The organism is Pedobacter soli (genome assembly GCF_900101435.1).
GTDB classification, from domain to species: Bacteria; Bacteroidota; Bacteroidia; order Sphingobacteriales; family Sphingobacteriaceae; genus Pedobacter; species Pedobacter soli.
Map to the genome: position 1 here is coordinate 21,847 of NZ_FMZH01000001.1, position 12,594 is coordinate 34,440.

General features: G+C 36.5%; 9 protein-coding genes. All 9 read left to right on the plus strand.

From position 1 onward, the window contains the following. Positions 1–649: 649 nt before the first annotated feature. The 9 genes from BLR37_RS00090 (at position 650) to BLR37_RS00130 (ending at position 12,580) form a co-directional block, all read left to right on the plus strand. Positions 650–3,418, plus strand: coding sequence for an outer membrane beta-barrel protein (locus BLR37_RS00090; protein WP_090762954.1), 2,769 nt, complete (start codon positions 650–652; stop codon positions 3,416–3,418). Between the two features lie 529 nt (positions 3,419–3,947). Then, complete coding sequence (locus tag BLR37_RS00095) at positions 3,948–4,430, plus strand: hypothetical protein (RefSeq protein WP_090762957.1); 483 nt, start codon at positions 3,948–3,950, stop codon at positions 4,428–4,430. A 767-nt stretch (positions 4,431–5,197) separates the two neighbouring features. Beyond that, on the plus strand, positions 5,198–6,232 hold the full coding sequence (locus tag BLR37_RS00100) for a TonB-dependent receptor plug domain-containing protein (protein ID WP_090762962.1): 1,035 nt from the start codon (positions 5,198–5,200) through the stop codon (positions 6,230–6,232). Between the two features lie 41 nt (positions 6,233–6,273). Beyond that, positions 6,274–7,566, plus strand: a complete 1,293-nt coding sequence (locus tag BLR37_RS00105) for an outer membrane beta-barrel family protein (protein ID WP_090762966.1) — start codon at positions 6,274–6,276, stop codon at positions 7,564–7,566. Positions 7,567–7,660: 94 nt separating this feature from the next. Continuing rightward, positions 7,661–7,873, plus strand: coding sequence for a hypothetical protein (locus BLR37_RS00110; RefSeq protein WP_090762969.1), 213 nt, complete (start codon positions 7,661–7,663; stop codon positions 7,871–7,873). A gap of 74 nt (positions 7,874–7,947) precedes the next feature. Next, positions 7,948–8,172, plus strand: a complete 225-nt coding sequence (locus BLR37_RS00115) for a hypothetical protein (RefSeq protein WP_090762972.1) — start codon at positions 7,948–7,950, stop codon at positions 8,170–8,172. A gap of 162 nt (positions 8,173–8,334) precedes the next feature. After that, positions 8,335–9,639, plus strand: a complete 1,305-nt coding sequence (locus BLR37_RS00120; RefSeq protein WP_167356520.1) for a radical SAM/SPASM domain-containing protein — start codon at positions 8,335–8,337, stop codon at positions 9,637–9,639. After that, a complete protein-coding gene (locus tag BLR37_RS00125) occupies positions 9,632–11,842 on the plus strand; it encodes a peptidase domain-containing ABC transporter (RefSeq protein WP_244154552.1) in 2,211 nt (736 codons plus the stop codon). The genes BLR37_RS00120 and BLR37_RS00125 overlap by 8 nt, the downstream gene beginning before the upstream one ends. Before the next feature lie 60 nt (positions 11,843–11,902). Further along, on the plus strand, positions 11,903–12,580 hold the full coding sequence (locus BLR37_RS00130) for a hypothetical protein (protein WP_090762978.1): 678 nt from the start codon (positions 11,903–11,905) through the stop codon (positions 12,578–12,580). The last annotated feature ends 14 nt before the right edge of the window (positions 12,581–12,594 follow it).

Sequence of the window (12,594 nt, forward strand, 5' to 3'; positions counted from 1 at the left end):
TCTATAACTACCTTAAAGCCGCCCTTGTGCAGGGGCGGCTTTTTTTTGATTCAAAAATAGCCGATGATCTTATTCAACCATACTTGCGTAGGGGAGTTCTTAACCTTTAACACAGCAATTTCTACCCCTTACAACAGGAGCAACAAACCAACTGGATAACAATAATTTATTGTTCACAATTTATGCTTTATAGAGCAATTTGCGGCATTCACGGAGCGTTTGTGCCTTTCTGTCGATCATCCTATTTTATATTACACGGATGCAGCTTAACTTAGTATATTGTATGATGATAAAGATTACCAATTAATTAACTATCAACCTAAATTAAAAGCATTATGAGTTCAAGCAACCGGATTTCATCAGAAATCACACCAGAATAGGCAGCTGCTATAGCCGCCGCGTTCGAGCAGTTAAAAAATGGCTGTTTTACGGCTACAAAAGCATGTTATCAATTGACAGCCTTTAATTAGATTACATCAGTTGTTTAAGAGGTTTGGTCTAGCTTCAAATCTAAAAGACCCAATAGATAGTAGGCTTTTTTAAATGCTGTGCTAGTTTACAAACACCCTTTTTTCTCATGCATAATAACTAATTTATCTATTGTATTTTTTACTGATCTACCTTGCTACCTAATTTATCTACTCCGTTAATGAAAGCTCTGATTATCTTTTTCTTAGCTTTCATCTCTTTTACCTGTTATTCCCAAATCAAGGGCTCTGTTAGTGGAATGCTCGTTGATAGTACTAAGCAGAGCCAAAAAATCGCGTACGCCACCATTTCAATTTATAACACGACAGATAGCGTGCTTGTGAATTATAAACTTTCCGATTCAAAAGGTTATTTTAAATTAACCTCCCTTCCTCTCAACGCAAAATATCGATTGGTCATCACTGCTTGGCAGCGCAATACTGTAAATAAGGTGATCCTATTAAATGAACAAAAGCCGGATATAGACCTGGAAAATATCCCGCTAAGCCCTAAACTGAATAATTTGAATGACGTTGTTATTGTTGGGATAAGGCCGCCAATTATAGTACGCAACGATACCGTCGAATTTAATGCAGAAAGTTTTAAAACATTACCAACTGCTGTGGTTGAAGATCTATTTAAAAAATTACCTGGTTTTGTAGTAGATGCGGGTGGGGTGATTACTTTCAATGGAAAACAGGTGAGCAGGATACTGGTAGACGGAAAGGATTTTTTTGAAGGTAACAATCAAATCGCCTCAAAGAACCTACCATCGAATATCGTGGATAAAGTGCAGGTTATGGATGACGCCGAGGTAAAGCGGCGAAATCCCACTATCTTTGCCGCGGATATACCGCAAGTCATTAATCTGACCCTTAAGAAGAGTGTTAAGCAGGGGATGTTTGGACGGTTATACGCCGGTTTGGGTCCTAAAGAACATTATGAGCTTGGTGGTATTACAAACATATTCAGAGACACTACACAGGTTAGTATCCTAGCCTATGGAAATAATCTCAGCAAGTCAGCTTTCAGCCTAAACGAAGTGCAGGGAGTTGGGGGCTTTCAGAGAGCAGGCAACAGCTCTGTTAATTATAACGGTGGTGGCTTTTCAATCGACAATATTTCTTTTGGTGGATTCGGGGAAGGTATCCAACGTCCTGCGGGCGTAGGCGCCAATTTCAATACCCTAACCAAAAGCGGAATAAAGATTAACAGTAAATATTTCTATGGACAACTTCGCAACACAATCGAAGAACGCTCTAATGAAGGGCAGATACTGGGCAATGATACATTAAACACCCTGGGCTATGCCGATAATCAAAGCCGCGTAAACAGCCATAACATCAGCGCCAAAATAACACTTAATCCCACCCCAAAAACACAACTGATCATCAATCCTACCGCAATAATTTCTCCAAGAAACTACAACTTTATGCAGTCTAAAACAGTATCAGATGGAAGCGGAGACAAGGTTAGTACCTCTGAGGTAGCGAATATCCGTGATGGATTGAACCAAAGCTACAAAGTAACAGGGGATCTGTTTAAAAATTTTAATAAGGCCGGTCGTAGTCTGTTTGCCAACGTAACTTTACTAAAGAGAGACAACAGAGATGACAATTACAATTACTCTAGCATTCTTTTTGAAAATACCCCTGGCAGCCAATTAACGAACCAATTCCGCAAAAACAATATCAGGAATTTCGATGCAGGTTTTAGAAGTAGTTTTTCGGAAAAACTTACTGGCAAGCTTGCACTTACCCTTAGCCTCGATGGCAATTATTTCCGCAATGAAAATGCACTTTATACCTTTTACAGGAATGCAGTAAACCAATCCTACGATATAGTAGTTCCAAACCTCACCGAAACTGTAGAGCAGAAAGGCTTTAAAAGCAATGCGACTATAAAGCTCGGATGGAATATAAACAATGACCTCAGTATCCAACCTGCGGCGATTTTTGGTTCGATAAACATCATTAATAGATTTGTCAGCCTCCAGGGCTTTGACCAGAACTTTTATTTTCTGAATCCAGGGTTGAACATTCGGTATAAAGATTTTTCAATCAGTTATCAGAAATCATTTTTAGAACCTCAGGTACAATACATACAACCAATTGCTAATAATACTGACCCTTTATTTGTCCAACTTGGAACACCCGACCTGAAACCAACTAAGAACCACCGAGTGTTCTTAAACTATATGAAATTTAATATGCAAAAGTCCATTAGCTATAACGTGGCGCTGATCGGTAACCTAGATCAGGATGGGGTAATCATGGCCAGAACCATAGATGCAGGTGGTGTTCAAGTTAGCAAGCCGGTGAATGTTAACGCAAGTGGCCTTACACACAATGCCAACATCAACAAAACCTTTAGGAGCAAATCCAGCCAGCTAACATTGAATGCTGGGTATTCAATCAGTGCTTTCGATTCCCCAATAGAAGTAAACAACGTGCGGAGCAAATTGTACCGCTATATCATCTCTCCGAATGTCGGTATCAGGCTAAACCTTCACGATAAGGTGGAGATTTTTGAACGGTATTACCTATCCTATAACAAAAGTGATTATAACGACAGCTACTATGTTGACCGAAGTATAGCCTCACACGGCAATGACTTTGAACTTGTAGTGAGGTGGCCAAAAAAGATCGTTTTTGAAAGTAATCTTAATATACTACTTAATAACCAGGATATACCAGGCTATAACAATAACATTAAAATCTGGAATATGGGGCTGACTTATCTATTCCTAAAAAATGATCGTGCCCAACTGAAATTTTCGGTGAACGACATTTTACAAAACAATGCAAGGAGATCAGTATTGATTGCAGAAAATTCGATTAGGGATATCCAGTCCAGAAATATAGGACGTTATGCCCTGGCTACCTTAAGCTACAACATTCAAAACTTCAAGCCCAAGGTTGGCGGAAAGGAGACCTTTTTTGGATTCTAAGCCATTTGACATTTTAGTATAGAATAACAACTATTAATCAATCTATTATTAACCATTTAAAACCAAATTAGTGAAATGAAAAAGAAAATCACTTATGGAGCTGGCATGTTGGCACTTACCCTGTGCTTAATGCTAAACTTGGTTAAGATATTTAATGTGCTTAATCTCTTAATGATAAAAATATACCACTGGTTTTGAAAGTCCTTCAACTCTTATCAGAATGACAAGCTTTGGTAAAATAGTTCGTAGTAACGCGAGCCATGGCAATGGTATGTGACTTTCTACATCGTAATTCAGCTATTTTCATTTCTTGCAAATCGAAGCAATAAACCACGTGTTTAATAAGTATAAATACTAAAACTTATAATTCATTATTAATGCTTTATAGAGCAATTTGTGGCATTCACGGAGTGTTTGTGCCTTTCTGCCGATTGTCTATTTTTTATTACACTGCTGCAATTTAACTTAGTATAGTGCGTATAGATAAAGATTACCAATTAACTAACTATCAACCTAAATTAAAAGCATTATGAGTTCAAGCAACCGGATTTCATCAGAAATCACACCAGAACAGGCAGCAGCCATAGCCGCCGCCTTCGAGCAGTTAAAAACAGCGTTGGCGCCAGTTTTAATTATTAATTTAACGGCCGAAGAGCGTAAAGCTACCTTAAAAATGGGCGATAAAACCATCGCTTTCGTCAGCAAAACGCTCGAGTATGCCACCCAAAACCCATTATTGGTACCCAACTACATTGATTTAGCCGAAGCGAAGAAAGACAATAAGCTTGCTTCCGATATCTATGGCATATTTCAGCAGTTGAGTACCCTTTTACGTGCCATGGAAGATACCGGTATGGTGGCTGGCAGCGAAGCTTACGAAGCAGCTTTAGTGATTTACCATTCAATTAAAGGCGCAAGTCGTTCGAATGTGCCTGGCACCCAGACCATGCACGATGATTTAAAGCAGCGTTTCCCAGGCCGTGGAAAGCAAAAACCATCACCCGAACAATAAACCCAATAAATTAAAAAGTGCCCTAACGGGCATTTAAAAGTACTCCGGAAGACTAAATTGGTCTTCTGAAGTACTAAAAGGTACTTCGGAAGTAGAAAAAACACACTCCGAAGTACTAAAATCTCGTTCGGAACGTCGGCGAATACACTCCAAAGTACAAAAAACACACTCCATAGCTCGACGAATACACTCCGAGGTACTTAAATCTCGTTCGGAACGTCGACGAATATGTTCCGAAGTACAAAAAAGGCCTTCCGTACCTCGACGAATACACTCGGAGATAGAAAAATCTCGTTCGGAACGTCAACGAATATACTCCGAAGTACAAAAAACACACTTCGTACCTCGACGAATAAACTCAGATATAGAAAAAGCTCGTTCAGCACCTCGACGAATATACTCCGAAGTACAAAAAAGACATTCCATACCCTGATGTATACACTCTGAGATAGAAAAAGTTCGCTCAGGATGTTGACGAATAGAATGTCAAAACTTTAACACAAGAAATCTTCATATTTCTGTGAGGTTTTCTGTTATTTATCGAAATACAAAAAAGTAGGGAAAAATCAATTGTATTTTCCCTTTACAGAGCAATGTTAGTCATTCACAGAGCACTAATGCCCATCTGGCGAGTTTATATTGATACACAACTTAGTGATGGTTACATTTACGAATAATGTAAAGAATAAGCTTCAAAAAAATATAGAAAAAACTACATAGATATTATAAGTATGATTACAGATCGGATTTTTTTTCTCTTTACTCTGATGATAATAAATATTTCCGCATTCGGTCAGGAATTTAATATAAGAGGACAAGTTCTTGATGTTGAAAAAAAGTCTTTAGAATTTGTTGACGTAGTTTTTTTACAAAAGAACGATATACCAACCAAGCAAAGTATTACAGATAGTATAGGTTTTTTTCAGTTAAAAATTAAAGCGGGTGTTTATACCTTATTGTTAAAACAGTTTGGCAGAGAATTACTCAGAAAAACAATTTCAATTGATCAGAATATTGATCTTGGCGAGATACCCATTGATAAATCGCTGATATTGGATGAAGTTACTATTAAAGCAAATAGAAGACTTATCAAGAAAGAAGTAGACCGACTCGTTTTTGACGTAAGCCACTCCGTTAATGCTATAGGTGGAAATTTGATTGATGTATTGAAAGTAACTCCAGGGGTTTCCGTGATGAATGATAACGTTTCTATTGTTGGAAAAAACGCAGTAAAATTAATGGTCAATAACCGCGAGATAACCATTCCAAGTGGCGGACTGACTAATTTTTTAAATTCTATTCCAGCAAATGAAGTGGAACGAATAGAAGTGATTACCAACCCACCCTCCCAATTTGCAGCAGAAGATAATTATGGACTGATCAACATTATCTATAAAAAGCGCCAAAATTCATGGACAGGTAGAATTTATGGAAATTTTTTAAAAACCACTTATCCTGAATATGTTGCTGGAGGCAATATGTCCTACTATAGAAACAAATTCTCTCTGCTCTTAGATGTAAATGGTAAAAAAGGGAGTGAAGGTGTCATAGAAGATTCTAAAATTTACTATCCCAATCAATTTTGGAATGGAAGAACAGTCAGAAAAGATAGCAAAGACTACCTGTCCACCCGACTTTCTCTACAATATGATATTTCAAAAAAAGTAAGTATCGGTACTCAATACAGCGGAGGATTTGAAGGCCCCGATATTAAAGACAATAACAAGACAGTCATTACCGGCTCCGAAAATACAACTGATTCTTTAATATTTCATCCGGAAATAACAACAGGAGCAATTTAAGCCATTCCTTAAACGGCTATGCGATAATCAAGTTAGATACTATGGGTACAATACTTTCACTTGACGTCGACTATTTCAAATATATTGAAGATCAAGATAGGGATTTTAGAACTGAAACGGTCTTTGTGGATGGGACTTCGGGGCATAATCTTTCCGTATACAATAATACGAGTAATCAAAATATAAATAATTATAGTTTTAAAGCCGATATGGTGCAGCCAGTAAAAAAAATCATTTTGAATTATGGTGGGAGAGTCAGTTTTATTAACAATCAAAATGCTGTATCCTTTTTTGATCTGAAATCTGGAAAACCTGTTATAGACCCCTTAAAGAGCGATCAATTTAATTATAAAGAAAATATTCAAGCCCTGTACTTTAGTGCTTCTCACAAGTTAGCTAATAACAAATGGAGCTTTAAATTAGGATTACGTTTCGAAAATACAAATACCAAAGGCGTTTCTCAAACGCTTGCTACAACAAACAAAAATAATTACAGTAAATTTTTCCCGACAGCCTATGTCAATTATGCACCTGATAAAGATAACACCTTTTCATTAAGCTACGGAAAAAGGATAAGGAGACCAAGATTTTGGGAAATAAATCCATTCAGATGGTATGTAAACGATTATACTTATTCAGAGGGTAATCCGTTTTTGCAACCATCTTATAGTGATAATTATGAATTTAACTATCTGTACAAAGGGAATTTAACGGCGATTGCATTTTTAAATGTGACCGACAATGGTTTTGGTCAAATCCCTTCAGTAGATCCTTCCACGAATATATTAGCGCTTACCCGTCAAAATTACTTTACGAAGTATAACTATGGTTTGGGTATGGTTTACAGCATTAGCTCCTTAGCCTGGTTAAACAGTTTCTTCCATAGCCAAATATATTACTCTGATACAAAGTTCAATCAGGATGTTGGAAGTGCTCTTATCGGAAAGGAGCAAAACGGATTTGCTTACACTTTCTCCAATAATACCACTCTTATTTTCAACAAGGATAAAACCCTGCTCGGCGAATTAAATTTTTGGTACCTATCCCCTAAAAAATCGGGATTATATAAAGAAGAAAGTGCTTATTCCTTGAGTCTGGGGGTTAAAGCATTGTTCCTAAAGAAAAATCTGCAGTTAGGGGTAAACTATTACGATATTTTTAAAACAAGCAACCCAGATATGACTACATTTTACAATAATGGTACAACAAGAATAGCCAATGTTTACTACGACAATAGGTATTTAAAAGTATCCGCGGCGTACAGCTTTGGAAATAAAAAAATAAAGAGCATAGACCGACAAACAGGAAATCAGGAGGAGAAAAACAGGCTTTAGATTTCTGGAGGAAGCGCATTTGTAATCAATAGAATCTAATGGCGGAAACCGAAAAGCCAGCAATGAGTAGGTATCATAAATAAACTAATTTCTTATGAAAAATTTAGAGGCTTTTGAAGAGCTTGCTAAAAAGATGGAAGGTTTGAAAGAAACCGAGCAGGGTAAGCTAAAAGGAGGTATTTCAGTAGTGAGTGACCCCGGAAATAATTTGCTTGGTACCAACTCAGGTACCTGTGTAAATAACGGCGACTGCTCCGGCGAAAATAATACCGGAACCTGCCATAATTATCCGGACGTAAAAAGCTAATGCAAAAGCGTTTAAATGGCGGAAACCGAAAAGCCAGCAATGAGTAGGTATCAAACAAACCAAAATCTATTAAAATGAAAAAAGAACAAAAGTCTTTTAATGAGTTGTTGAAAGCGATGAATGGATTATCTGAAGACCGCCAAGGAAAACTGAAAGGCGGAATAGCTGTAATCTCTGCTACTAGTGATGCTTTTTTTGAAAATTCGGGTACCTGTACCAATACAGGCAACTGCGATAAGGAGGTAAATAGTGGGCTTTGCTTTAATAATAAGACCGAGTGTCCAAAATCTACATCTTAGACCATTGAAAGAGTTAATCCCACACTACCAATTAGTAGTGTGGGATTATAAAAAGAAAAATGAAGCATTATTACTATTGCTAAATAATTTCTAACACTTGTTCTGGTAAGAAGGATGTTAGATGCGTTAAAAAACAGAGTGAAGGTTAAAAAAAAGAATGGTATGAAAAACAGCCAGTTTAACACAAGTTTTTTCTATAACGGAAAATTTGTTTTATATAATTCATTGAACAATAATTTTATTCTGCTGGAACCCATTGTGTATGAGTTGTACCAGGCAGCGGCAAAAGAAAACCAAATAGATGAAATATCAAAATACCATGAAGAATTGTATGATATTTTGCTTGAAAATGAAATCATTGTTAAGGATGAAGTGGATGAGGTTAAAAAGGTTATCGATCTTAGACAAAAGATCGATATGAACGAGGATCATTATCATTTAACGATCAACCCTACGATGAACTGCAATTTCAAGTGTTGGTACTGTTATGAGAGTCATATTAAAAGCTCCAAGTTAGACAATGTAAATCTAATGCGGATTACCTCCCTGATCCACAAAGAGACAGAAAAGCCCATTAAGAGTTTTACAATTTCGTGGTTTGGAGGAGAACCACTGTTGTATTATGCACAGAATGTATTGCCGATTATAAAGTTTACCCATGAGCGTTGTAAGGAAAAAGAAATACAATTCCTTTGTACGTTCACGACAAATGGCTATCTGATCGATGATGAAATGATTGAAGATTTTAAAAAATATGAGGTCAATGGTTTTCAGATCACCTTAGATGGTAATGAAGAAGAGCATAACAAAGTAAGGTATGTGCATAAGAACAAAGGTTCTTACAGGGAAATTTTAGAGAACGTGTTCAAACTATGCCGGAACAACATTATTGTTTCCCTGCGTATAAACTATACCCAAGAGAAGCTTGCCACTGTACACGACATCTATAACGACTTGCAACACCTTGAGGCTTCAGCCAGGGCTTATCTAAAAGTTGACTTCCAAAGAGTATGGCAAGCCGAAGATTCAAAAGAAAGCAGGGAAGAGGTTTTAGGGTTAATGAATAAATTTTCAAATGATGGCTTTAAGGTAAGTGCAGTCATCAGCAATGTCGATTATGTCAGAAATTCCTGTTACGCTGATAAAAAAAATCATGCTACGATTAATTATGACGGTAATGTTTTTAAATGTACTGCAAGAGATTTTGACGCTAAAAACAGAGAAGGTTTACTGAATACAAACGGTGAGATTGAATGGAACGAAAAATATTATCATCGGCTCGATGCAAAATTTAAAAACAAGCCCTGCTTAAGCTGCAGGCTCTTACCGATCTGTAATGGTGGATGTAGTCAGCAAGCGCTGGAGCATGCTAAAGAATATTGTATGTATGATTTTGATGAAGATAGAAAAACAGAAGTGGTAAAAAATAAGTTTTTACTAATGCTAAACAATATAACAGTTGCTTAAGTTTGTTGCACAACATGATCAAATGGATTGCGGTCCGGCATGCCTGGCAATGATTGCCGGCCATTATGGACAGGTATATCCTCTTCAATATTTACGAGATAACTCTTTTTTGACGAGAGAGGGGGTTTCTTTGTTGAGCATCAATGAAGCGGCAAAGAAAATTGGTTTTCAGACTTTCACGGCACTTTTAAATTTAGAAGAGCTTCATAAGCAAAGAGATTTTTTCCCTTGTGTATTACATTGGAACCAAAATCATTTTTTGGTTTTAGATCGGATTTCAAAAAACATAATTTCAGGGAAATATCAATATCACATTGCGGATCCCGCGCATGGATGGATCAAGCTATCTGCTGCTGAATTTCAACAATCCTGGATCAGTAATAATGATAAGGGCGTTGTGTTGTTCTTAAAGCCTACCGCTGATTTTGATAACAATATTCCTCCTAAGATCGAACAAATAAAGCTGAATCGGATTTTCAAGCTTTTACTACCTTACAAAAGGCAAATAGCATTATTATTCTCATTATTACTCCTGGGTAGCATCGTTTCCTTAATATTTCCTTTCTTAACTGAAAAGCTAATTGATAAAGGCGTAAATGGTAAGAATCTAAACTTGATCTCTTTGGTGCTTCTGGCACAATTATGCTTATACGTTGGAAGCATTACAATAGAGATTATTAGAAATTGGCTTATGCTTTATGTGGGTACGAAGATCAGCATTACCATCATATCCGACTTTTTGAAGAAAATTTTACGATTACCCATTAAATTTTTCGATACCAAAATGTTGGGTGATTTTAACCAGCGAATACAGGACAACGAGCGTATTGAAGATTTTTTAACCTCTCAAAGCCTCATTACTTTTTTTTCGATGATCACCTTCCTTGTGTTTTTTGGGGTACTGTGGTATTATAATTTAGGTATTGTGGCTATATATGCAATACTGACGGGCGCAGCGCTGCTCTGGTCGTTTTACTGGCTAAGAAAGCGTAAAATCATAGACTACTATCGCTTTCAACAAAAAGGAGAAAATCAGGAAAGTATATATGAGATCATCAATGGGGTGACAGAAATGAAACTGAATCAGTTTGAAGATTTCAAAAGAATGGAATGGGAAAATATTCAACAGAAATTATTTAAGACCAATATTCGGATCTTAAAAGTAAACCAGTTCCAGGTTTCAGGTTTTGATTTTATAAATCAGATCAAAAACATATTAGTGACCTTTCTTGCCGCTACACTGGTTGTAAAAGGATCAATGTCTTTAGGTGAATTGTTAGCAATTTCCTATATCATTGGTCAATTAAACTCACCGGTAAATCAACTGGTTGGTTTTTTCCGTTCGCTGCAGGATGCCAGGCTTAGCCTTGAAAGACTTAATGAAGTTCAAAATCACAAGGAGGAAGAACAAAATCATCATAAAATGTTATCCTTTTTTTCAGGATTAGAAACAGCTGATAAACCTCAGGGCATTCACATCAAAAATCTTTCCTTTCAATATGAAGGACCAAAATCCCCCTATGTATTGAAAGATATTAGCTTTTTAATTCCGAAAGGACAAGTAACGGCTATTGTTGGCGCAAGTGGTAGCGGCAAAACCACATTCATGAAATTGTTACTGAAATTCTATGCACCTTCGGATGGCGATATTTACTATAATGAGGATAATCTAAATGAACTTTCCGCTAAAAATTTGCGGGAGAATTGTGGTGTAGTAATGCAGGATGGGTTTATTTTTTCTGACACGATTGAACGGAATATTGTAACCAAAGATACGGATATCGACAAACAAAGATTGAACAATGCATTAATTATAGCCAACATTAAATCATTTGTAGCTGAGCTACCATTAGGTTTAAGCACTAAAATAGGAGCGAGTGGAAATGGTATATCTGGAGGACAAAAGCAACGCATTTTAATTGCGAGAGCTGTTTATAAAAACCCGCATTATATATTTTTTGATGAAGCAACCTCTGCTTTAGATGCTGAGAATGAAAAAATCATTCACGACAATCTTCAGACCTTTTATAAGGGAAAGACAGCTATTGTTATCGCCCATAGATTATCTACTGTAAAAAATGCGAATCAGATAATTGTTCTAAAGCACGGCAAGGTGGTAGAGATCGGAACACATCACCAATTGGTGCAGAACAGATCAGATTATTTTAACCTTGTTAAGAACCAGCTGGAATTAGGCAATTAATCTCTTAAAAATAATTTAAGCAAATAATCTTATTTTCAATAAACATAAATCTTTTACATTATGAAATTACAAACAGCAACAAAAAGGAACTGGATTATGAGTATAGGTCTTTTAATCCTAAGTCTGTTCCTGTCCATTTTTACAGCACATGCACAGGGCAGTGGGGAGCAAATCAAGGATACAATTATCGTTTTACAGAAACTAGAAGATGGAACATTAGATACGATTAAGCAAGAAAAAAAATCGACAAAGATAATTGCAGGAGAAAAACCCTACATCTACAATATAACAAAGAACGGAATAAAAAAATATTACGATCACTATGGTAATGAACTCAATAGCAACGGAGAAAAATTACCGTCAGCTGCTATCCCAAGATCGTACGCAAATAATTCTAAAGTAGGCACTTCAGAATTAATCAAATCCGGAACAGCTACTATAGATGGAAAAGACTATTTCTACGCAAAAGCAAAGAATGGCGCTACTATTTATTACGATCGGTTTGGGAATGGAGTTAATGATAAGCAAAATAAATCAAACAGAGATGAAGGAACGGGTAGAACAAGCTCCAATGGTAAAATTGGCAAGGATACTTTGCTCGAAAAATCTGGAACTAAAATTATCAACCGAAAGGTTTATTATTATGCTAAATCAAAACAAGGTTTGATGGAATATTATGATCAATACGGCAACAGGGTTAATATGGAAGGGGAATTAATAAAGCCTAAAAGGCAGTAGAAATAGGGTGGCTT